The following is a 22,020-nucleotide window of genomic DNA, read 5'->3' on the forward strand; positions in this document are numbered from 1 at the left end:
TAAAAAAGTTAAATTTTAAAGAATCTCGTTTTTATAAAAATTTGTATACGCTTCTGCGAATGCATCTTTCGGGGCGAAAGGTAGAAAAGGTTTTCCTGAAGACTCTATAAATTTTGTTAAACTTGAAGATAGGTTATTTGAGGCCATAATTACTCCATCTGAATGAAGGATACTCGCCTTTAAAATATTTTCATAATTAGGAATCTCTAAGTCAGAAACAGCTTCATGCGGAATGCCATCAAACTTTACTTTCTTAATCATTTCAGGGTCTAACGTTTCATCAAACGATTGCGTATAAACAGACGTTACGATCTTGGTTTCAGAAAATAACGCTTCATGTTTATAATAATGTTTCATATAGATAGGTAACATTGCTGCCATCCATCCATGTACATGTATAATATCTGGAACCCAGTTTAATTTCTTAACTGTTTCAACAACTCCTTTTGCAAAGAAAATTGCTCGTTCGTCGTTATCTGGATACATCACGCCTTCTTCATCGGTAAAAGTTGCTTTCCTTTTAAAATACTCATCGTTATCTATAAAGTAAACCTGAATTCTCTCCTTTGGAATAGATGCCACCTTAATAATCAATGGCATATCTAAGTCGTTCACTACCAAATTCATGCCTGAAAGCCTGATTACTTCGTGCAACTGGTGTCTTCTTTCATTGATATTCCCATATCTTGGCATGAAAATTCTTATTTGTCCGCCTTGATCGTTAATCATTTTCGGCACATCATAAGACATTAAAGAAACCTCATTTTCAGCCAAATAAGGCACGACTTCAGATGATACATACAATATCCTCTTATCTTTCATAATAGTAATTTGCTTAATTTTTGGTAATAAAAACGATGCAAAATTACAAAATTTTATGCAGTTATTAACTAATATATTATGTTTGCACTAAATTTTAATAATACCACCATGCATATTTTCTACGGTAAAGTTGCTTTAATAGCTTATTTAAAAACTATTAAAACCGAAAATTCGAGTGTTGGTTTCGTACCAACCATGGGCGCTTTACACCAAGGTCACCTGGCATTAATGCAACGATCATTGAACGAAAATGACGACACTGTTGTAAGCATTTTTGTTAATCCTACACAATTTAACAACCAAGAAGATTTAGCAAAATACCCTAGAACTCTAGACGAAGATGTGAAAAAAATGCGCACATTAAGCGATAAAATAATTTTATACGCTCCAACTGTCGAAGATATCTACGAAGGGCATACTGTTTCTCAATCCTTTGATTTCGACGGATTAGAAAATCAAATGGAAGGAAAATTCAGACCAGGACATTTTAATGGCGTGGGTACAATTGTAAAACGTTTATTCGAGATAATTACTCCTACAAATGCCTATTTTGGAGAAAAAGATTTCCAGCAATTACAAATTGTAAAAAAAATGGTCGAAAAGAACCATTTACCTGTAAATGTAGTTGGCTGTCCTATTTTTAGAGAATCAAACCAATTAGCTATGAGCTCCAGAAACGAGCGTTTAACAACTGATGAACGCCAGGAAGCAGCTATAATTTATAAAACCTTAACGGAAGCAAAAGAAATATTTCAGACAAAAAGTCCTGAAGAAACAATTGAATTTGTTGAAAATTCTTTCAAAGACAATGACAAGTTTGAATTAGAATATTTCGTAATTGCCGATGAATCTACATTATTACCTATAGAACATAAAGATAAAGACAAAAATTACCGCGCATTTATAGCGGTATTTGTTAATTCTATTAGGTTGATTGACACTATTTCATTAAATTAATTTACTTTTGTAGCATGCAAATTCAAGTAGTAAAATCAAAAATACACCGTGTAAAAGTAACTGGAGCTGATCTTAATTATATCGGCAGCATTACTATTGACGAAGCCTTACTAGACGCCTCAAATATTATTGAAGGCGAAAAAGTAGCAATTGTAAACATCAATAATGGCGAGCGTTTTGAAACGTATGCCATTAAAGGAGAACGAAATTCGGGTGAAATAACCCTAAATGGTCCAGCAGCAAGAAAAGTACAAAAAGATGATATCATCATAATCATTTCTTACGCAACATTGGAATTTGAAGAAGCCAAAACCTTCAAGCCATGGATTGTTTTCCCAAATGAAAATGACAATTCGTTGACATAAATCCATTTCTTAACAAATAAAATCATCCTTTTACAAAGTTAAATTTTGTAAAAGGATTTTTGTCGTATCTATAACTCAACTAATCAATATTGCTTTCCCAAATTACAATTAACAAGTATTAAATAAAGGAAAATAAAGTACTATATTGCTACTCTATTTTGACAATCTTAAAATTTCAGAAATCCCAAATCATGAAAAAAGTTTACCTACTATTTCTTTTTATTTCTATTACAGCTTTTTCTCAAAGAAAAACAGAAACAATTAATTCAACATCGTTAGGAGAAGCAAGAACAATAACTGTAGAATTACCTACTTCTTACGAAAACAACAAAAGCCGAAAATACCCTGTACTTTATTTATTTGACGGAGAATATCTTCTTGACCCATTTAGCGGTGCTTTAAAATATGGTACTTATTGGGATGATTTACCAGAAACTATTATTGTAGCTATTCATCAGAATAAAAACGATGAACGTGAGGACGATTCTACTTTTGATGGAATAAATGGTTTACCTTTTGAAAAAGGAGCTAAATTTTTCGAATTCGTTGCCGGAGAAGTAATCCCATTAGTAGAAAGAAAATACCGTACTGCCCCATTCCGAATTATTGCTGGCCACGGTGTAACTGCTGGGTATTTAAATTTTTTCTTGTACAAAGAAGTCCCTTTGTTTAATGCCTATATCTCTATGAGTCCAGAATTGGCAACTCAAATGGAAGTGCGTGTTCCTGAAAAATTTGCTAAATTAAAAACACCGTTATTTTATTATTTATCTGCTGCAGATGGAGATGTTAAAAAGACCAAAGAACCAATCCAAAAACTAGATCAAAACATTAAAATAGCCAACAATCCTTTAATAAATTACAAATACGATTTATTTAAAAATACAACTTATTATTCAGCTGTTTTATACTCGATACCAAATGCTTTGAATCAAATTTTTGATGCCTACAAACCTATAAATTTAGCAGAATACAATGATAAAATTGCCGTTCTTAAATCTGGTTATGTTGATTATTTAAGAAACAAATACGATATCATCACAAAAACTTTAGGTGTAGAAATGCCTGTTAGAATGAATGATTATATAGCAGTAGAAACCGCTATATTAAAAAATAATGCTTACGACGAATTAGGCATATTAGCCGAAATCGCTAATACGAGCTATCCTAAAGCAATGCTAGGCGAATATGAATTAGGATTGATGTATGAAAAAATGGGTGATGCAAAAAGAGCTTCAAAAAAATACCAAAATGCTTCTCAAATGGAACCGATTGGTAAATTGAACAAAGACTTGATGTATGACAAAATAGATGAAATGAACGATCTTATTAAAAAGAAATAATGTCAAAAGTTAAAACAACATTTTTTTGCCAAAATTGTGGCGCCCAATATTCTAAATGGCAAGGGCAATGTAATTCATGCAAAGAATGGAATACCATAGCCGAGGAAATTATCCAAAAACAAGAAAAAGTTGCTTGGACGAGCGAACCTACTCCTACTGGAAAAGCTCCTCGCCCTTTACGAATAAACGAAATCGATTCGACTCAAGAGGTTCGTATGGACACGACCGATGGCGAATTAAACCGTGTTCTTGGTGGTGGTATTGTTCCTGGTTCATTAACTCTTTTAGGAGGAGAACCTGGAATTGGAAAAAGTACACTTTTGCTTCAAGTTTCATTACAACTACCTTATAAAACACTTTATGTTTCGGGCGAAGAAAGCCAGAAACAAATAAAAATGCGTGCCGAAAGAATAACGCCAAATGGTGATAATTGCTATATTCTTACCGAAACCAAAACTCAGAATATCTTTAAACAAATTGAAGCTATTCAGCCTGAGATCGTAATTATCGATTCTATCCAAACGCTTCATACCGATTATATTGAATCGACTGCAGGAAGTATTTCTCAGATTAGAGAAACTACTGCCGAGTTAATCAAGTTTGCCAAAGAAACGAATATTCCTGTAATCCTGATTGGTCATATTACCAAAGACGGAAACATCGCGGGTCCCAAGATTCTTGAACACATGGTCGATACTGTTTTGCAATTTGAAGGAGATAGAAATCATGTATATCGTATTTTACGATCGCTTAAAAACCGTTTTGGATCTACTGCCGAATTAGGAATTTACGAAATGTTAGGTAGTGGTTTAAGAGAAGTAAGTAATCCATCTGAAATATTAATTTCGCACAAAGACGAAGAATTATCAGGAACAGCAATCGCATCTACACTCGAAGGAATGCGTCCGTTAATGATAGAGATACAATCATTGGTAAGTACAGCAGTTTACGGAACACCTCAACGAAGTACGACAGGATATAATGCCAAAAGATTAAACATGATTTTGGCCGTTTTAGAAAAAAGAGCAGGATTTCGCTTGGGAGCAAAAGATGTATTCCTGAATGTAACCGGAGGAATTTCTGTAGATGATCCTGCGATAGATCTTGCTGTAGTTGCAGCTATCTTATCTTCAAATGAAGATATACCTGTAACCAAAGGTTTCTGCTTTGCTGGAGAAGTTGGTTTATCTGGCGAAATTCGTCCAGTAAATCGTGTTGATCAACGCATACAAGAAGCAGAAAAATTAGGATTCTCGACTATTTTTGTATCCAAATACAATAAAATTGCATTAAAAAATACAGGAATCAAGATTGAACTTGTTGCTAAAATTGAAGACGTAGCTAGTATTCTTTTTGGTTAAACCGCAACTTATATTTTAAATATCTCGCTCACGAATCTCAAGTTAATGATACAGACATGAGCGAGATTTTTTTTATAGAATACCTTCTAAAATTTTGGTGCACTAAAACTTCCCTCAGTAATTACAAATGTTTTTCCATCTCTTGTTCCAGAAAAACTAAATGTTCCTGCAATTTTCTTATCACTTTTCTCCGTAATATTCACAGTTCCTGATGTTGCACTAATATTATTTATTTCAGGCTTAAAAGTGAAATTTGCGGTATAAATTGTCCCTAGTTTTGATAAATCATATACAATTGGATGAGTTCCTGTAGTAAAATCTAAAGGCAACCATATAGAAATACTTTTTAAAGTATCATCTATTCCCTCATACCCCATTATATTTATACTTCCTGAGGTACCTATGCTAGGCTCAAAATTATAAACAACTCCATTATATTTAAATTTGATATAGCCTTCTGTACTTGTACTTTCATCTATATTATCTTCTGATGAACTGTCACTACTACAAGAAGATGATAATACTAATGAAAAGATGGCAACAGCCAAAAACATAATTTTCTTTAAAGTTTTCATTTAAAATTATTTTAATTATTAATAATCTTGCAAATATATAAGATTTATACTATAAAAAACTCCTTCTTTGAAAAACTATGAATTTGAATCAAAATATACATACCGAATAAGGAAACTTTTATATTATCTTTTTCAATTCTTTAATGGATTTTTATTTTCTTTATAGACTGATAATTCTAATTTAGATAATAGAAGCCGAATTATTTCAAAAAGCAAATTACATTTATGAAGTTTCCAAAACAAAAAATATTCAAAGCATTCCTAATACTTGCATTAGTATTGGTGGTACTTTTTTTAGGATTATATTTTTTTAGAGATGCCCTTTTGCATAAAGCTATTGCAAAAGTTTCTGATAAAATGAATAAAGAATACAATAGTACTTTTTCGGTTAAAACAGCTTCTTTTGATGGTCTTTCGGGAATAAAACTAACCAACGTAATCTTAGTACCAAAAAATGCAGATACGCTTTGTAACATTCATAATATAGAAACCAGTATTAGCCTATCACATTTATTGGTGGGGGATATACAAATTGGAACTTTAAAAATTGACAAAGGCTACATACAATTAGTAAAAAAAGGAAACATTAAGAACTTTGATGCTTTCTTAAAAAAAGACAGTACCAATACTTCTAAAAACGAAAAAAGAGAATATGCAACGTATGCCTATAGAATAATATCTAAATTATTAAATCTTGTTCCTACCGATATGAAACTTGAAAATTTAATTTTTAAGATTGATGATAATGGTAAGAAAGCACAAATTGCAATAAGTAAATTAGTTTTAGTCGATAAAGAACTTGAAACCAACTTACATGTTCAAACCAATACATTCGACCAACGTTGGAATATAAAAGGATTTGCTGACCCAAGAAATAAGAAAGCCGATATCCGATTTTTTAATCTTGACACAGGAGCAATACGAGTTCCCTACATTGATGATCGTTTTAATATGTTGGCTAGTTTTGACTCTATCCGACTGAATATTGAAAATATCAAAAAAGATGGAAGCGAACTTCATATTGATGGTTATTCGTCTATTACAAATTTAAAAATTAACCATTCAAGAATTGCCAGCAAAGATGTTGTTATAAAAAATGCTCGTTTTGATTATCGCTTCTTGTTAGGTTCTGATTTTATTTCGATAGATAGTACCTCAACAGTTCAGTTAAACAAAATAAAGTTCCATCCTTATGTATCTTATAATACCAAATCAGATACAATCTATACTCTAAAAGTGGCTATCCCTAAAATGAAAGCCCAAGATTTTATTGTTTCATTGCCCGATGGTTTGTTTACCCATTTTCAAGGTATGGAAGCTACGGGCGATTTTGACTATAAACTTGATTTTAAATTCAACAAAAACAAACCAAACAGTTTAGTTTTTGATAGTAAATTAAACAAAGAAAACCTTGTTATCACCAAATATGGCGAAGCAAACCTTACCAAATTAAATGGTGAGTTTGTATATCGTGCCATTATAAAAAATGTGTTGCAAAGACCTATTTTAGTAGGTGCCGGAAATCCAAATTATACTCCTATTGAGCAAATTTCTCCATATCTTCAAAAATGTGTTTTAACTACCGAAGATCCATCATTTTTCTCTCATCGTGGTTTTATTAATGAAGCTTTTAAACAATCAATTTTAAAGAATATACGAACCAAGAAATTTTCTCGTGGTGCAAGCACAATTAGTATGCAATTAATAAAGAATGTTTTCTTAACCAGAGAAAAAACTTTATCACGCAAACTCGAAGAGATTTTACTAGTTTACATTCTCGAAAACAATCGTGTGGTAAGTAAGCAACGTATGCTCGAAGTATATTTTAATATTATCGAATGGGGGCCAAATGTATACGGAATTGGCGAAGCAAGTCGTTTTTATTTCCAAAAAAGTCCATCCGATTTAAGTCTTAACGAATGTTTGTTTCTGGCTACAATTATTCCGAGTCCAAGAAAATTTACCTATCAATTTAATGACCAAGGAAACCTGAAAGATTACGCTATCAGAAATCAAAAATTCCTTAGCAATATTATGTTGCGTCGCGGTGTATTAACTCCTGAAGATACTATTAGTAGGTCGCCTGTTTATATTTCTGGAAATGCTCGCTCGCTATTGCGAATAAAAGCACCAGATTCTACAGCAGTTCCTGTAGATTCTATGTCTATAGATGATGAGTTTGATCTTTAAATCTCTTTAGTATTCATCCTGCAAGGTTTCCGAAACCTTGTAGGTATAATTATAACACCAACTGCTTACTTAAAATTCTTCAGAAAATCTTCTTTATACGTTGGAGAAACTTCAATTTCAGCACCATCATTTAGCGTTATGATTCCGCCTTTATTATATGATTTTACACAATTCATATTAATAATATGCGATTTATGAACCCGTATAAATGGTAAGGGTAAAATCTCTGAAAAGTGTTTTAAGAATCGACAAACCATTTTCTTATTTCCGCTGTTTAGGTATAAATCGGTGAAGTTTCCATTACCTTTTAATCGGACAATTTCTTCCATTTTAACCACTTCAAAACCTTCTAAAGTTGGTAAAATTACTTGTTGTTTTTCAGGTTTGGTTTCATGAAAATTCTCAACGATAATTTTGTTTCTATTAAAGATTTCATGGTTCATAACCTGATGATGCACTTTGTTTACTGCAACAATCAACTCTTCGATACTAATAGGTTTTAAAAGATAATAAGCAGCACTTTGGTTTAAAGCCTTTAATGAATATTCGGAAAAAGCGGTAACAAAAATTGTTTCAAAATGTAAATCTTTACATGCTTCCAAGACATCAAAAGCATTCCCAAAAGGCATCTCGACATCCAGAAAAACCAATTGTGGTTGTAATTCGTGTAACAACGGAACTGCTTCTTTTATATTTTGTGCTTCGCCAATAACCTCAACCTGCGGACAATATTTACTCAAATAATTCTTGAGTACTTCTCGTGCTGCAAGTTCGTCTTCGACAATTACACTTCTTATCTTTTGAAAAGTCATCATATTTTATCTATTAACGGAAAAATAATTCGAACAATCGTTCCTGTTTCTGGTATTTCTTTTTCGATAATTTCAAAAGAAATATTCTTTTTATACAATTCGTTCAGCAAACCAATACGTTCCTTAGTATTACTTAATCCACGAGATTCATGTGCTTTTTGATTACTTGTTTTTAGTTCTCGACTTTTGGTTAAACCAATACCGTTATCTTCTATAACAACCATAACTTTCTCATCTTTGAACTCAAAATTAAGATTAAGAAATCCCTTTTTATCAAGGTAGCGTAATCCGTGCCAAATTGCATTTTCCAGATGTGGCTGAATAATCATATTAGGAACCAAAACCGTTTCGGCATCCAAAGCTTCATCGACATTAATCTTAAAATCAAATTTATCCTGAAAACGCAAATGTTCTAAGTCCAGGTATTTTTTCAATTGTTCAATTTCTTTATCTAAAGTGATGAAATCCTTATTAGAGTTTTCCATCATATTTCGCATCAGGTTAGAATAAGAGGTCAGATATTTATTGGCTTCTAATTCTTTATTTTCAGAAATAAACTGATTCACACTATTCAAACTATTAAAGATAAAATGCGGATTCATTTCTCGTCTCAACGATTGTAATGCAATTTCTTTATTTTTAGTTTTTATCGAATACAAGGCTTTTACAATAAATAGAAATAAAAGCAAGAGCAATAAAATTGAACCTAATAGAAAATAATTAAAGGTGTTTTTCTTTGTAATCAATTCGTCTTTCAACGTTTTTTCTTTTTCTAACTGACGGATTTTATCTTCGGTTACCTGAAATGTTTTGGCATCGATAAGCGTAGTATCTGATTGAATTAATTCATCAAAGTTCTTAAAGAATTGTTCGTACAATGCGATACTTTCTTTATCGTCACCTTTAGTTTTGTAATACTCAATTAAAGCCGACAAACTTTTTTTGGCTTCGGTAGAATTTCCGTTTTTAGATGCTAAATCATACGCTTCTTTAAGCGACACAACTGCTTTTTTAGGTTCTTCTTTTTTAAAATAAAGCTTTGCCAAAGATTGTAATTGCTTTATTTGGGTAGTAAAATCTTGTTTGGTTTTGGCTTCCGCCAAAAGTCTTTCGCTTATACCAATTGCTTTCTCAAACTGACTATCTGAAGCATATACTTTGGCAATTTCATTTTTAATTTTAATAACCTCTTCTGGTTTATCTTTTGCGTAAGCGAGTGCTTTATTATAACTCTCAATTGCAACTATTTTGTTTTTTTGCTGCAAAGAATTTTCTGCTTTTTGAACATAAGCTGCTGCAACCTCATCAATTTTATTATCTCTTTTAAGTAACTCTATATTCGAATTTACATATCCTGCTTGTGTAACCGGACTTGCTTGTGTACGCAATCGGTTAGCATCATTTTGGTTTATTTTTTCTTCATTTTTATCCTCAGCAATAGCCCCAGCAATCTCGTAGTTCTTTATTGCTGAATCAAACTTTTTTTGATTCTCTTGTACTTTAGCAATACTTCTTGTTACTCGTATTTTGTCTTCGGCAAGATTTTGTTTGGTATAACTTGCTAAGGCTTTTTTATAATATTCTTCGGCTTTTGCATTATCTCCTTTATTAAGGAATTCGTTGGCAAGGCGTTCATAATTCTGACCTATTTGTGTCTCGTCATTTATATCCAATGATTTTTGTAACTCTTTAGATACTTTGCTCATTTTAGAAATTGGCACTGCTTTTTTCTTAGCAAGAGAATCCTGTGCCATTACTCCAAAAGGAAGTAACAACATTAGAAATAAAGAAAAAACAGCTAATAAACGTCTCATATATTATATCTTTTTTTAAATCTTAGCACCTTAATTTATAGGTGACTCAGAACCTTTAAAAACAATACTGTAAAGTAAAGTATTTTATATTCCGTTTACAACTCGTTTCACCAAGTGAAAATACCGTTTCACCATTTGTCCAAAAAACGAATTCTTAAAGTTTATAAGTTTGGTCTATAATCACAATCTAAAACATAGGAAATCATGAAAACATCAATCCTTATCTCAGCGCTTTTAGCAACTACATTCACTTTTGCAAATAGCAATTATACTAATGCTAATCTTAAAAAGAATACTGGAATTGAAAAACCGATAACAGCGGAAAAGACCAAAATACAAGTTGCATTATTATTAGATACTTCTAGTAGTATGGATGGTTTAATTGATCAGGCAAAATCTAGGCTTTGGAATATTGTAAACACTTTAACAACTTTAAAATACAACGGACAGAATCCCGATATCGAGATTGCTTTGTATGAATATGGTAATGATGGTTTGTCTAAACAATCTAACTATATCAGACAAATAGCACCACTTTCGACAGATTTAGATTTGATTTCGGAAAAACTGTTTTCTCTAAGTACTAATGGTGGTAACGAATACTGCGGAGCTGTGATTCAGGATGCAACCAAACAATTAAAATGGGCAAAGGACAACAACAATATGAAGCTTATTTATATAGCAGGAAACGAAGAATTTAATCAAGGTGGAATTAATTATAAAGAAGCTATTAGCAATGCCTTAAAGAATGATATTTATGTAAATACTATTTATTGTGGCGATAAAACACAAGGCATAAATGAACTATGGAAAGACGGTGCAGATTATGGAAAAGGGAAATATTTTAATATCGATTCTAACCAATCGGTACGTTATATCGTAACTCCGTATGATGTTGAAATTACAAAATGTAACGAAAAAATCAACAAAACCTACATTGGTTATGGCTCAAAAGGTTCTGAGAAAAAAATGAATCAGGAAATGCAGGATAAAAATGCTCAGAAAGTTTCTGCATCAAATTATGCCGAACGCGCTGTGAGTAAATCCAAAGCAGTTTATAAAAATGATAGTTGGGATTTGGTCGATAAAGTAAAAGATGATGCTACAGCTATTTCGAAAATAAAAAAAGAAGAATTGCCTGCTGAACTTCAGAATAAATCTACTGCCGAATTAAAGGTAATTGTTGCACAAAAAACCAGAGAAAGAGAAAATATTCAAAAGGAAATTGGCGAACTTGCCAAAAAACGTCAGGAATATATAGATACCGAAGCAAAAAAAACAAAGAAACAAGATGATTTGGGTAATGCCATAAACACATCGATTGTTGCTTTTGCAAAAGTTAAAGGATATACTGTTGAAAAATAAATACAGTGGTAAAAAATCAATTATTTAAAAACATGAAAAAGAGTATCTTCTTTTTGATTTTTATGGGAGTTTTTTGTGTTAGTTTTAAATGCATACATAAAGAAGAAAAACTCAAGTTACCTGATTCAAAATCATCGTCGAAAGAAAAATTGACAAACCAGATAAACGAGGTTAAAAAGTTTGTAAATGCATCTTCTAAATACAATACCGAAGTTGGCTTTTTTATCGATATGGGAATTGCATCTGGTAAGAAACGCTTTTTTATATATGATTTAAAAAATGACAAACTACTTAACAAAGGCTTGGTTGGTCATGGTTCTGGCTCAGAAACGGGAATTCCTGGGAAATTAAAATTTAGCAATGTAAAAAATTCGCTTTCTACCTCGTTAGGAAAATATTCGATTGGGTATTCGTATGAAGGCACTTTTGGGAAAGCATACAAATTATACGGATTGGACAAGACCAACGATAATGCTTTTGATAGAAATGTGGTTTTACATAAATATAAGGATGTCCCTTTTGAAGAACAAATAAACCCTATCTGTAATAGTTATGGATGTCCGATGGTGAATGAAAAGTTCTTTGGTGTAGTTGAAGACATAATTGATAACTCTAAAAAGAAAATCATTCTTGTTATCTACTATTAAAACCCAGTCAAATTTTCGTTATTTGTAATACATATTACCCTAAAACAAACAATTTAAATATTAAACTCATGATAAAAAAAATAGTGACATCCGCTTTATTATTGATTGGTACAATTGCATTTGCGCAAAAACCAATCTTTACAACGGCAAAAGTAAAAGCTGCAACGGTATACTTTAATGCTGCCGAAATTTCGCAAACTGCAAGCGCTACTCTCCCATTAGGAACTAGCGAAATTGTAATAAAAAATGTTGCCGTAGACTTAAACGAGAATTCTATACAAATAGGAACTCCATCGACAGTAACGGTACTTTCGGTTCAGTTTACCAATAATTATATTTCAGAATATGAAGTTGACACTAAATCCCCTGCGCTAAAAAGAGTAAGAGATAGTATTGTTTTGGTTCAGAAAGAGCTTCAGAAAGTTAATAACACGATAAATTCTGAAACAAAAACGATTCAACTTTTAGATAAAAATCAACAAATTTCTGGTGTGAATTCAGGTTTAAATGTAACCGAATTAATGAAAATGGTCGATTATTATAAGAACAAACAACTAGAAATTGCCAATACCATTAATGCTCTTTCTGAGAAACAACAAAAGCTTAATGAAACGCTTCAAAAACTAAATAACAAACTTGAAGTTGATACTAGCAAAGAAGAGAAAACCTCATCGGGAAAATTAATTGTTCAGGTTATGAATGAAGTTGCTGGGGCTGTGCCATTGGATATTTCGTACTTAACGAATAATGCTACATGGACTCCATTTTACGACCTACGTGCCGAAAGTGTTACCTCGCCTATTAATATGATGTACAAAGCTCAGGTAATCCAAAATACGGGCATTGATTGGAAAAAAGTAAAACTTACTTTATCTAGTGGTTATCCTAACCAGAATAATCAAGCGCCGATATTGAGTTCTTGGTTTTTGAGAAATAATAATATTAGTCAAGCACCATACGCTTACCAACAAAGAAGTGTAATGAATCAGCTGCAAGGTAGAGTTGCAGAAGACAATGCATTAATGGAAACTGTAGTTGTAGCACCAGTTGCAATGAAGAAATCATCTGTTTCAGATTATACGACTGTCGAAGAAAACCAACTTAATGTTTCTTTTGATATTGATATTCCTTATGACATTTTATCTAACGGAAAAGTACATAGTGTTTCTCTAAAAGAAATAAAATTACCATCATCATATAAATATTATGCTGCGCCAAGAGTAGAAAGTGAAGCTTTCCTTCTTGCAGAAATTGCAGATTATAGCAAATACAATTTATTGAGAGGTGAGGCTAATATTATTTTTGAAGGTATGTATGTAGGGAAAACTTTTATCGAGCCAAACCAAACTAGTGATACACTAAACCTAAGTATGGGTCGTGATAAGAAAGTATCTATAAAACGTGAAAAAGTAGCCGATAAATCGGGAACTAAGTTTTTATCTTCAAAAAAAGAACAAACTTTTACTTATGACATCACGGTAAGAAACAACAAGAAAGAGGCTGTTGAACTTTTGTTAAAAGACCAATATCCTTTGACTACCAATAAAGAAATAGAAGTCGAATTGTTACAAAATGATGGTGCAAAAGTAAATGCCGAAACTGGAATCCTGACTTGGCAATTACAAATGAAACCTAATGAAGTGAAGAAATTCAGAATTAGTTATAAAGTAAGATATCCTAAAGATCAGGTATTAAATTTATAAAATCCCTTTAAAAAACAAATCCCGATACGTGTTTAAATGTATCGGGATTTTTGTTTTTATATAATCTGTGGTAGAAAATTAACCGCAAAGTTCACAAAGTTTTACGCAAAGTTCGCAATGTTTACAAGTACTATAAACTGAAACTGTAAAACTGAAGCTAACTACGGTGCAGGATCTGGGATTATAGCATGAACTGCATTAATATCTGCAATAACTTCGTCTGATAAGGTAATATTAATAGAATCTATATTTTCTTTTAATTGTTCCATTGTAGTTGCTCCTATAATAGTACTCGTTACAAATGGTTGCTGATTAACAAAAGCCAACGACATTTGTGCAAAATTCAAACCATGTTTATTAGCAATTTCCTGATACATACGCGCTGCTTTAGTACTTTGTTCACTACTATATCTTGTATATTGTGGGAACAAATTAAGTCTTGAGTTTGGATGTTTTTCTCCAGATAAGAATTTACCAGATAATACTCCAAATGCCATTGGTGAATACGCTAATAATCCAACATTTTCTCGCATACAAACCTCAACAGAAGCATTCTCGAAAAGACGGTTTAATAATGAATATGGGTTTTGGATTGTTTTAACTCTTGGTAAATTATTGTATTTATTCTCCTCTAGAAAACGCATAATACCCCAAGGGTTTTCATTAGAAAGTCCTACATGTTTAATCTTACCTTCTTTTATAAAACCATCCAGAGTTTGTAGAACTTCGTGAATATTATCTTCCCAAGCATCATCCTGAAGTTTAAGTCCGCGTTGTCCAAAACAATTGGTTTTTCGTTCTGGCCAATGCAATTGGTATATATCTACGTAATCAGTTTGTAGTCTTTGTAAACTTTGGTCTAATGCGTACTTTAAACTTGCTGGCGAGAAATCAATTTTCTCACGCATATAACCAAAATTATCATTTGGTCCAGCAATTTTAGTTGCCAAAACCACATCTTCTCTTTTACCTGATTTTTTAAACCATGTTCCTATAATCTTTTCTGTGCTTCCGTAAGTTTCTTTACTTGCAGGAATAGAATACATCTCGGCAGTATCAAAAAAATTAACGCCTCGTTCTAGCGCATAATCCATTTGTGCATGTCCTTCGGCTTCGGTGTTTTGTTGACCAAAAGTCATCGTACCAAGATTTATTTTACTTACTTTAATATCGGTATTGGGAATTGTAGTGTATTTCATTTTTCTTTAAGGTTCTAAAGTGCTGAGTTATTAAGATTCTAAGCTTTTTATAGCTTTTCACGAATAAAGTCCAAAGGTACAAAGCAATATTTCAAAAGAAAAAGGTTCAAAGTTAAAAAACTCTAAACCTTTTTATGTTAATCTTATTTTATCGGATTTATCTATTTCAAACTTTTTAATGGATTTTGAAATGTATTAAAAACTCTAATTATAAAAACAGAATTATTTTTAATCTGATATAATAATTTATAGTTTCTTACAATGATTCTTCTACAGTCTAATCTGTACTCATCTAATTGGAATTGCTCTGAAAAAACAATTTTATTTGGACTATCAAACAACTCATCTCTTATTTTTTGAGCAGATTCTAAAGAAATTTTCCCTTTTAAGGAATAATATATATCCTTTAAATCTTCTTTTGCTTTATTAGTCCAAAAAACATCCAAACCAGGATTACTCATTATCCCAATTTTTCATTTCTTTATTCAGATTTTCTTGTGAAATTATTCGACCATATTTTACATCGTCCAATCCTTCTTCAACTTTATTATGATATTCAGATAACTCTAATGGATTCCCTTTTGAATCATACGAAACGATTTCATTTAAGTAATTGTCAAAAACAGAAGAGACAATACGAAGCACTCGTTCATCGGCTAAATCTAATTGAAGTCTTATTTTATCTTTTAATTCTGGAAGTTCCATAATTATTGTATTTATAATGACAAAGTTACAAAAAAACTAAAAGTCATTAACTAATCTATTTGATGAAATATAAAAGTGGTCGTTTTATTTCTTGCCACAGATTTCAAGAAAGTGGTTTTGGGACTTTGACAAAGAGTTACTAACTTAAATAGGAAAGGAAAATCCTTGTTTTTGTTTTTAAAAGCTCCAGAGGAGCGTAATATTTATAGCCATTATATACGTTGATTGAGTTAAAGCTCCAGCTGAGCGGTATCTATGTTTATTATCTGATTGCTAAAGATGTCACCCCAATGGGGTTTATTGAAATGTGAGTATTCAAAATTTCTATAAACACAACGTCCCTCTGGGACTTGTTTATCAGTAACTTAAAAATAGTTAGATAGAATTTAAATGATTAAATGGATTCTAAAACTTTGCGAACCTTGCGTAACTCTTTGCGATTAATTTTCTCGCCACTGATTGAAAATAAAATTGAGTAAATACGCTCTAAAAGATAAAAAAAGAACTTACAGGATAACCAGAAAACAAAAAAGGTCCAAAGTTAAAAACTTTGAACCTTTGTCTCTTAGAACCTTAGCACCTCTACTAGTTAATACTATTTAGCATTTCGGCGATTTCATCTAATCTTGGTGTTAAGATGATTTCGATTCTACGGTTTTTAGCTTTTCCTTCTGGAGTTGCATTACTTGCCAATGGTGAGAATTCTCCACGACCTGCAGCAGTTAATTTTTGTTTGTTGATTTTGCTGTTTTCGCTCAAGATTGCTACAATTGCTGTTGCTCTTTTGGTCGATAAATCCCAGTTGTTTGTAATTACTCCTGAACCTATATATGGATCATCATCTGTGTGTCCTTCTATTAATACCGAAAGATCTGGATTATCTCCTAATACTTTTCCTAGTTCTACTACAGCTTTTTTACCCTCAGTTCCTACTGTCCAACTTCCTGAATTAAAAAGTAATTTGTTCTCCATAGAAACATATACTTTTCCGTTCTTTTGTTCTACTGTCAATCCTTTTCCTTCAAATCCGTTTAGGGCTTTAGACAGCGTTTCTTTTAGTTTTTTCATAGCAGCTTCTTTAGCAGCTATCATCGATTCTAGTTCGTCTAATCTTTTTGATGTTTTATCTAAACGTGCTTGTTCTGCAGCCAATGCTTTTCCTTTTGCTTCTAGTTGTTCTAGCAAGTCACGGTTTTTATTCATGTTGCTTTTTAAAGCTTCATCCGTATTTTTTTCTAGCGCATTATAAGAGTCTTGCAAAACTTTGAATTTGTTTTGTGCAGCAGCATAATCGGCTTTTTGTTTTTCTAATTCAGCTTTTGTTGCGCTAAGACTTTTATTTAATCCGTCACGGTCTAACTCTAATTGATTTTTTGCTTTTAGCAATTCGGCATTTTCATCGGAGATTGAACGATTTTCTTTTTTTAAATCGGCAAATTTCGTTTCTAGATCGTTGTATATTTTTTTGGATACACACGATGTTGTAAGCGCAAGTATCAATAATCCGATTGAAGCTTTTTTAATCATTTTGTTTGTGGTGTTCATTATTTGAGATTTCTTATTCTTTTTATTATTGGTATTAGCACGATTTCTAGCCCTGATTATAGCGAAAATCCTTTATGTTTTTTCTTTAAAAACATAAAGATTGTAGCGGAAAGCAGGAAACAGCTCCTAAATAAAAACTACTCTGGAGTTTGCTTAAATCTTGTGTGTATCTAACAATAATGATACCATTAATCTTCGATTTCGACTAAAACCGGGCAATGATCAGAATGTACTGCGTCTGGTAATATAACGGCACGTTTTAATTTGTGTTGTAAGGAATCGCTAACTAAATTATAATCAATTCTCCATCCTTTGTTATTCCCTCTTGCTCCTGCGCGGTAACTCCACCAAGAATAATTGTGTGGTTCTTTGTTAAAGTGACGGAAACTATCTATAAATCCTGTTTTCATAAATCCGTCTAACCAGGCGCGTTCTGCTGGTAAAAATCCTGAAACTGTTTTGTTACGAACTGGATCATGAATATCTATCGCTTCGTGACATATATTGTAATCACCGCAAATAATAAGGTTTGGAACCGTTTTTTTAAGCTCATTAATATAGGTCTGAAAATCGTCCATGAACATAAATTTATGATCCAATCGCTGAATATTGGTTCCTGACGGAAGATATAAACTCATTACTGAACAAGTGTCGAAATCTGCTCGAAGGTTTCTTCCTTCAAAATCCATGTGTTGGATTCCTGTTCCGTACACAACATTATTTGGTTTTATTTTTGAAAGGATTGCTACACCGCTATATCCTTTTTTTGTAGCTGGATAATAATACTGATATGGGTAACCTGCTTTGGTAATATCGTCTACTGGAATTTGATCTTCTGTAGCTTTAATCTCCTGAAGACAAATAACATCCGGACTCGCATGCTGTAACCAATCGATAAATCCTTTTGAAATTGCCGCACGAATTCCGTTTACATTATAAGAAATAATTTTCATTACGTTTTAATTTTTGTATTTCAAATGTAATAAAAAAGCGGAAAGTTTGGGTAAGAAATAAGGAAAAGTAGAGTTTTTTGTTATCTTTGTTTCCTGCTCTAAAAAACAAATTGTACATGGGTTTAGTTACCGCGAAAGAAGTTGCCAAGGCAATAAATGTTGACAAGTACGGGGTTTTAGGTACTTTTTCTGGCTGGGTCCTTATGAAGGTACTAAAGATATCGACCTTGAACAAAGTTTACGATAGAAACAAACATCTGGAAGATGTTGCTTTCTTGAACGGAATTTTGGACGATTTACAAATTAAATTTGAAATTCCTGAGGAAGATTTAAAACGATTACCTAAAGACGGTGCTTATATTACTATATCAAACCATCCGCTTGGTGGTATTGATGGCATTTTATTGCTAAAATTAATGCTTGAAAGAGAGCCTAATTTTAAGATTATTGCCAATTTCCTATTGCATCGTATTGTTCCTCTAAAAAAATACATCATGCCTGTAAATCCTTTTGAAAATCATAAGGATGCTAAATCAAGCGTGGTTGGAATAAAAGAAACTCTTCGCCATTTAAGTGATGGAAAACCTTTGGGGATTTTTCCTGCAGGTGAGGTTTCGACTTATAAAGACGGAAAATTAGTGGTCGATAAACCTTGGGAAGAAGGCGCGATTAAATTAATCAGAAAAGCTAAAGTTCCTGTTGTTCCTATTTATTTTCATGCCAAAAACAGTAAACTGTTCTATTGGCTTTCTAAAATAGATGATACTTTACGTACGGCAAAATTACCGTCGGAATTGCTTACTCAAAAAGATCGTGTTATTAAGGTACGTATCGGAAAACCTATTTCGGTTAACGAACAAAATGAAATCGAATCTTTTGACGATTACTCAGAATTTTTAAGAAAGAAAACATACATGCTGGCAAATCCTTTTGAAAAGGAGCATAAATTGCTGGATCCTGCAAACTTAAAAATTCCTAGAAGTCCTAAGGAAATTGTTACTCCTGCAAACGGAAACAAAATAAATGCCGAAGTTGAGACGCTAAGAAATACGGATTGCAGATTATTACAAAGTAAAAACTATGAGGTGTTTTTTGCTGAAGCGAAAAATATTCCGAATATATTACATGAAATTGGCCGCTTACGCGAAATTACCTTCCGTGAGGTTGGCGAGGGAACAAACGAGCCTATCGATATTGATGCATACGACCAGTATTATCACCACATGTTTTTATGGGATGATGATGCCAAAAAAATATCTGGTGCTTACCGCATGGGATTAGGTTCTGAGATTTATCCTAAATACGGAATGGATGGTTTTTACCTAAATGATCTTTTTAGATTCGAACCTGAACTTCATGATATGATGCATAAATCTATTGAGATGGGGCGTGCATTTATTATTAAGGAATACCAACAAAAACCGATGCCTCTTTTCTTATTATGGAAAGGGATTATTCATACTACATTGCGTTACCCTGAGCACAAATATTTGCTTGGAGGTGTAAGTATCAGTAATCAATTCTCTGATTTCTCGAAATCATTGATGATTGAGTTTATGAAATCTAATTATTACGATCCTTATATTGCGCAATACATTCATCCGAAAAAAGCATACAAAGTAAAACTAAAAGATGCTGATAAAGACTTTATTTTTGATGAAGCTGAATCGGACTTGAATAAGTTTGATAAAATTATTGACGAATTAGAACCTGGAAATTTACGTTTGCCTGTTTTGATTAAAAAATACATCAAACAAAATGCACGTGTTGTTGCTTTTAATGTTGACCCATTATTCAACAATGCTATCGATGGTTTAATGTACATACGTATTGCTGACATTCCTGAGAGCACAATGAAACCTGTTATAGAAGAATTTCAGATAGAATTAGAAAGAAAACTAGCAGAGAAAGAAGATTAAGTTCTTTTATCATATAAAAACAAAATCCCGTTTCAAATTCATGAAACGGGATTTTGTTTTTATAGAAACTATTCTTTGATTAAAATAATTAGCAAAAACAGCTATTAATTTTCATACTCATCTGTGGCTTTTTTAAAACCATCCCATTCTTCTTTAGACAATATCATTTTCTTCTCCAGCTTTTTACCTTTTATATATTCCAAAATATATTTGGCTCTAGCCTCAGACTCTGGGTGAGTACTTATCCAAGATAAAGCTCCTCCAAAACTTTTATCAAATGACATATCATAAAGGAAATCTGCAAATGGTGCCGGATCAATTTTTGCTTTAAGCATATATTCTACACTTGTAATATCTGCATCTTTCTCGAGTGCACGATCATAAGCTGTAGATGATAATGTATGCATTACTTCCCTTATTATACTCGCGTTATTATTTCCCGTTGTAATAGACATAAGAACAGAGAATCCAATTTCTTTGGATAGTTTTTTCATAACATGATCGTTCTCTATGTGAGCAATTTCATGTCCTAATACACCTATCAAAGCTTGTTCGTTTTTTGAAGCTTCTATTAAACCTGAATATACCACCAAATGTCCGTCTGGCAAAGCAAAAGCATTTACCTCGTCTTTTTGAATAATATGAACTTTAAGACTATCACGTACTATTCCATTTTCTTTACATAATGGATCTAGCAATTTATCTAATGTTTTAGTAATAGAATCATTTACGATTATATCTTCTGTATTTTTAATCTGATCCCAAATCATGTCGCCAACTCCTTTTTCGGTAGCGCTTTTGGCTTTGTCGATTTTAAAGAAAGTGATATAATCTATTTGTGCCAATAAAAACCATATCGCGAAAAAAGATCCTACAATGGTTAGTCCTCTAAATAGTGTTTTCATTGGTTTTGCAAATTAAATTAGTAATATCGGCAAAAAAATATATTTCGATATGATTTCCTTTTCTGGTCTGGCTTGCCAAATACAAAGTAAAAATAAACTCAACAAGATTAAAACCTATTATCGTTAACATATAAGCGATATATGTATTGGTAAACTGTCCATCTTCGAAAATAATAGAAATAGTCCACCAAAAACCTACTGTGTTAAAGAAAAACATTCCTAATTGTGCCAATAATGCTTGAGTACAATGCCATTTAACAAAAGCTGTACTTTTTCTGTTTCCTAAATAAAAAAAAACGGATGCCAATAAATTCATAATTGGCAACGGCAAACCTCCCAGTACAGCAACAAGCGACATCAAATAACTATTTGATGCTCTCTCTAACTCACTATCATAAGGTTTGTAATTAAACTTATTTAATGCGGTCATATTTGTTTGTTTATATTCCAAATCCAATTGAGAATTACTAAAATAATCAACAGGATTGCAACTTTTTTTGTCCTAATTATTGTTTCTGTTTTAATATAGAAATCGTAAAAAGATTGTCTCTTTGTGAAGTAATCAAACGCAATCCAGCCCGGAGCAATAAGCATTATTCCTGCTACAATAATTCCGAATGGATTTAGGTATAAAGAAGTGAGTATATTTCCTTTAAAAAAACTGTCGACCGCTCGTGTAGTTCCACAAGAAGGACAAGGAATAGTGGTTATTCTTTTAAAAAGACAGACTGTAAAATCATGATCTGAATTTGAATGTGATACATAATCAAAAAAGAACAACCAACTATACCCTAAAAAACAAGCAATTAAAATTAGCGTATAAAGCTTGTTTTTTGTCAT

Annotated in this window: 21 protein-coding genes; 9 read left to right on the forward strand and 12 right to left on the reverse strand. The window is 32.2% G+C overall.

Features of this window, described 5'->3' with window-relative positions; all coding sequences use genetic code 11:
- Positions 1 to 15: 15 nt before the first annotated feature.
- On the reverse strand, positions 16 to 822 hold the full coding sequence (locus IW20_RS14060) for a glycogen/starch synthase (protein ID WP_035623464.1): 807 nt from the start codon (positions 820 to 822) through the stop codon (positions 16 to 18).
- Positions 823 to 900: 78 nt separating this feature from the next.
- On the opposite strand from IW20_RS14060, the gene panC reads away from it, so the two are divergent.
- From panC to radA, 4 genes are all read left to right on the forward strand, one after another.
- Positions 901 to 1,779: a pantoate--beta-alanine ligase gene (panC, locus tag IW20_RS14065; RefSeq protein ID WP_035623466.1), complete on the forward strand. Its 879-nt coding sequence runs from the start codon at positions 901 to 903 to the stop codon at positions 1,777 to 1,779.
- Positions 1,780 to 1,793: 14 nt separating this feature from the next.
- Positions 1,794 to 2,144 carry an aspartate 1-decarboxylase gene (gene panD, locus IW20_RS14070; RefSeq protein ID WP_035623468.1) on the forward strand — a complete coding sequence of 117 codons (351 nt, stop codon included), beginning with the start codon at positions 1,794 to 1,796 and terminating at the stop codon, positions 2,142 to 2,144.
- A 191-nt stretch (positions 2,145 to 2,335) separates the two neighbouring features.
- Positions 2,336 to 3,487: an alpha/beta hydrolase gene (locus IW20_RS14075; RefSeq protein ID WP_035623469.1), complete on the forward strand. Its 1,152-nt coding sequence runs from the start codon at positions 2,336 to 2,338 to the stop codon at positions 3,485 to 3,487.
- A complete protein-coding gene (gene radA / locus IW20_RS14080; protein WP_035623471.1) occupies positions 3,487 to 4,848 on the forward strand; it encodes a DNA repair protein RadA in 1,362 nt (453 codons plus the stop codon). Before IW20_RS14075 ends, radA begins: the two co-directional genes overlap by 1 nt.
- An 86-nt stretch (positions 4,849 to 4,934) precedes the next feature.
- Here the strand turns inward: radA and IW20_RS14085 are convergent, their stop codons facing one another.
- A complete protein-coding gene (locus IW20_RS14085; RefSeq protein ID WP_035623473.1) occupies positions 4,935 to 5,423 on the reverse strand; it encodes a hypothetical protein in 489 nt (162 codons plus the stop codon).
- A 225-nt stretch (positions 5,424 to 5,648) separates the two neighbouring features.
- Here IW20_RS14085 and IW20_RS14090 point away from each other — a divergent pair, with 225 nt between their 5' ends.
- Positions 5,649 to 7,613, forward strand: coding sequence for a biosynthetic peptidoglycan transglycosylase (locus tag IW20_RS14090; RefSeq protein WP_035623476.1), 1,965 nt, complete (start codon positions 5,649 to 5,651; stop codon positions 7,611 to 7,613).
- A 65-nt stretch (positions 7,614 to 7,678) separates the two neighbouring features.
- Here IW20_RS14090 and IW20_RS14095 read toward each other — a convergent pair whose 3' ends face one another.
- Both IW20_RS14095 and IW20_RS14100 read right to left on the reverse strand, forming a co-directional pair.
- The gene (locus IW20_RS14095) at positions 7,679 to 8,428 is read right to left on the reverse strand and encodes a LytR/AlgR family response regulator transcription factor (protein ID WP_035623479.1); all 750 of its coding nucleotides are present in this window, start codon (positions 8,426 to 8,428) and stop codon (positions 7,679 to 7,681) included.
- Positions 8,425 to 10,239: a tetratricopeptide repeat-containing sensor histidine kinase gene (locus IW20_RS14100; RefSeq protein WP_035623482.1), complete on the reverse strand. Its 1,815-nt coding sequence runs from the start codon at positions 10,237 to 10,239 to the stop codon at positions 8,425 to 8,427. Before IW20_RS14100 ends, IW20_RS14095 begins: the two co-directional genes overlap by 4 nt.
- A 204-nt stretch (positions 10,240 to 10,443) precedes the next feature.
- Between IW20_RS14100 and IW20_RS14105 the strand changes: the two genes are divergently transcribed.
- From IW20_RS14105 to IW20_RS14115, 3 genes are all read left to right on the forward strand, one after another.
- Positions 10,444 to 11,604 carry a vWA domain-containing protein gene (locus IW20_RS14105; protein ID WP_035623485.1) on the forward strand — a complete coding sequence of 387 codons (1,161 nt, stop codon included), beginning with the start codon at positions 10,444 to 10,446 and terminating at the stop codon, positions 11,602 to 11,604.
- 32 nt (positions 11,605 to 11,636) lie between these two features.
- Positions 11,637 to 12,251 (forward strand): murein L,D-transpeptidase catalytic domain-containing protein, encoded by a 615-nt coding sequence (locus tag IW20_RS14110; RefSeq protein ID WP_035623488.1) that lies wholly within the window; start codon positions 11,637 to 11,639, stop codon positions 12,249 to 12,251.
- 68 nt (positions 12,252 to 12,319) lie between these two features.
- The gene (locus tag IW20_RS14115; protein ID WP_089052114.1) at positions 12,320 to 13,954 is read left to right on the forward strand and encodes a DUF4139 domain-containing protein; all 1,635 of its coding nucleotides are present in this window, start codon (positions 12,320 to 12,322) and stop codon (positions 13,952 to 13,954) included.
- A 161-nt stretch (positions 13,955 to 14,115) separates the two neighbouring features.
- Here the strand turns inward: IW20_RS14115 and IW20_RS14120 are convergent, their stop codons facing one another.
- From IW20_RS14120 to IW20_RS14140, 5 genes are all read right to left on the reverse strand, one after another.
- Positions 14,116 to 15,153, reverse strand: a complete 1,038-nt coding sequence (locus tag IW20_RS14120) for an NADP(H)-dependent aldo-keto reductase (RefSeq protein ID WP_035623490.1) — start codon at positions 15,151 to 15,153, stop codon at positions 14,116 to 14,118.
- Between the two features lie 161 nt (positions 15,154 to 15,314).
- The gene (locus IW20_RS14125) at positions 15,315 to 15,614 is read right to left on the reverse strand and encodes a type II toxin-antitoxin system RelE/ParE family toxin (RefSeq protein WP_035623492.1); all 300 of its coding nucleotides are present in this window, start codon (positions 15,612 to 15,614) and stop codon (positions 15,315 to 15,317) included.
- A complete protein-coding gene (locus IW20_RS14130; protein ID WP_035623494.1) occupies positions 15,607 to 15,858 on the reverse strand; it encodes a hypothetical protein in 252 nt (83 codons plus the stop codon). The genes IW20_RS14125 and IW20_RS14130 overlap by 8 nt, the downstream gene beginning before the upstream one ends.
- A 585-nt stretch (positions 15,859 to 16,443) precedes the next feature.
- Complete coding sequence (locus IW20_RS14135) at positions 16,444 to 17,385, reverse strand: OmpA/MotB family protein (protein WP_035623550.1); 942 nt, start codon at positions 17,383 to 17,385, stop codon at positions 16,444 to 16,446.
- Between the two features lie 206 nt (positions 17,386 to 17,591).
- Positions 17,592 to 18,356, reverse strand: a complete 765-nt coding sequence (locus IW20_RS14140) for an exodeoxyribonuclease III (RefSeq protein ID WP_035623496.1) — start codon at positions 18,354 to 18,356, stop codon at positions 17,592 to 17,594.
- Between the two features lie 116 nt (positions 18,357 to 18,472).
- Here IW20_RS14140 and IW20_RS14145 point away from each other — a divergent pair, with 116 nt between their 5' ends.
- Complete coding sequence (locus IW20_RS14145; protein WP_035623498.1) at positions 18,473 to 20,275, forward strand: GNAT family N-acyltransferase; 1,803 nt, start codon at positions 18,473 to 18,475, stop codon at positions 20,273 to 20,275.
- 104 nt (positions 20,276 to 20,379) lie between these two features.
- On the opposite strand, the gene IW20_RS14150 is transcribed toward IW20_RS14145, so the two are convergent.
- From IW20_RS14150 to IW20_RS14160, 3 genes are read right to left on the reverse strand one after another with little or no spacing between them, the layout of a single operon-like run.
- Positions 20,380 to 21,180 carry a M48 family metallopeptidase gene (locus IW20_RS14150; RefSeq protein WP_035623499.1) on the reverse strand — a complete coding sequence of 267 codons (801 nt, stop codon included), beginning with the start codon at positions 21,178 to 21,180 and terminating at the stop codon, positions 20,380 to 20,382.
- Positions 21,164 to 21,610, reverse strand: coding sequence for a DUF4870 domain-containing protein (locus IW20_RS14155; protein WP_035623501.1), 447 nt, complete (start codon positions 21,608 to 21,610; stop codon positions 21,164 to 21,166). Before IW20_RS14155 ends, IW20_RS14150 begins: the two co-directional genes overlap by 17 nt.
- Entirely contained in the window at positions 21,607 to 22,020 is a 414-nt protein-coding gene (locus tag IW20_RS14160) for a DUF2752 domain-containing protein (RefSeq protein WP_035623503.1), read from the reverse strand. The genes IW20_RS14155 and IW20_RS14160 overlap by 4 nt, the downstream gene beginning before the upstream one ends.

Origin of the sequence: Flavobacterium hydatis, assembly GCF_000737695.1 — a bacterium.
GTDB lineage: Bacteria > Bacteroidota > Bacteroidia > Flavobacteriales > Flavobacteriaceae > Flavobacterium > Flavobacterium hydatis.

Excerpts from the sequence above, each read along its gene's own strand:
- IW20_RS14100 (WP_035623482.1), bottom strand. The coding sequence starts at position 10,239 with ATGAGACGTTTATTAGCTGTTTTTTCTTTATTTCTAATGTTGTTACTT.
- IW20_RS14135 (WP_035623550.1), bottom strand. The coding sequence starts at position 17,385 with ATGATTAAAAAAGCTTCAATCGGATTATTGATACTTGCGCTTACAACA.
- IW20_RS14120 (WP_035623490.1), bottom strand. The coding sequence starts at position 15,153 with ATGAAATACACTACAATTCCCAATACCGATATTAAAGTAAGTAAAATA.
- IW20_RS14110 (WP_035623488.1), top strand. The coding sequence starts at position 11,637 with ATGAAAAAGAGTATCTTCTTTTTGATTTTTATGGGAGTTTTTTGTGTT.
- IW20_RS14125 (WP_035623492.1), bottom strand. The coding sequence starts at position 15,614 with ATGAGTAATCCTGGTTTGGATGTTTTTTGGACTAATAAAGCAAAAGAA.
- IW20_RS14060 (WP_035623464.1), bottom strand. The coding sequence starts at position 822 with ATGAAAGATAAGAGGATATTGTATGTATCATCTGAAGTCGTGCCTTAT.
- IW20_RS14130 (WP_035623494.1), bottom strand. The coding sequence starts at position 15,858 with ATGGAACTTCCAGAATTAAAAGATAAAATAAGACTTCAATTAGATTTA.
- IW20_RS14145 (WP_035623498.1), top strand. The coding sequence starts at position 18,473 with ATGGGTTTAGTTACCGCGAAAGAAGTTGCCAAGGCAATAAATGTTGAC.
- IW20_RS14090 (WP_035623476.1), top strand. The coding sequence starts at position 5,649 with ATGAAGTTTCCAAAACAAAAAATATTCAAAGCATTCCTAATACTTGCA.
- IW20_RS14155 (WP_035623501.1), bottom strand. The coding sequence starts at position 21,610 with ATGACCGCATTAAATAAGTTTAATTACAAACCTTATGATAGTGAGTTA.
- IW20_RS14085 (WP_035623473.1), bottom strand. The coding sequence starts at position 5,423 with ATGAAAACTTTAAAGAAAATTATGTTTTTGGCTGTTGCCATCTTTTCA.
- IW20_RS14115 (WP_089052114.1), top strand. The coding sequence starts at position 12,320 with ATGATAAAAAAAATAGTGACATCCGCTTTATTATTGATTGGTACAATT.
- IW20_RS14105 (WP_035623485.1), top strand. The coding sequence starts at position 10,444 with ATGAAAACATCAATCCTTATCTCAGCGCTTTTAGCAACTACATTCACT.
- IW20_RS14160 (WP_035623503.1), bottom strand. The coding sequence starts at position 22,020 with ATGACAAAAAACAAGCTTTATACGCTAATTTTAATTGCTTGTTTTTTA.
- radA (WP_035623471.1), top strand. The coding sequence starts at position 3,487 with ATGTCAAAAGTTAAAACAACATTTTTTTGCCAAAATTGTGGCGCCCAA.
- panD (WP_035623468.1), top strand. The coding sequence starts at position 1,794 with ATGCAAATTCAAGTAGTAAAATCAAAAATACACCGTGTAAAAGTAACT.
- panC (WP_035623466.1), top strand. The coding sequence starts at position 901 with ATGTTTGCACTAAATTTTAATAATACCACCATGCATATTTTCTACGGT.
- IW20_RS14075 (WP_035623469.1), top strand. The coding sequence starts at position 2,336 with ATGAAAAAAGTTTACCTACTATTTCTTTTTATTTCTATTACAGCTTTT.
- IW20_RS14150 (WP_035623499.1), bottom strand. The coding sequence starts at position 21,180 with ATGAAAACACTATTTAGAGGACTAACCATTGTAGGATCTTTTTTCGCG.
- IW20_RS14140 (WP_035623496.1), bottom strand. The coding sequence starts at position 18,356 with ATGAAAATTATTTCTTATAATGTAAACGGAATTCGTGCGGCAATTTCA.
- IW20_RS14095 (WP_035623479.1), bottom strand. The coding sequence starts at position 8,428 with ATGATGACTTTTCAAAAGATAAGAAGTGTAATTGTCGAAGACGAACTT.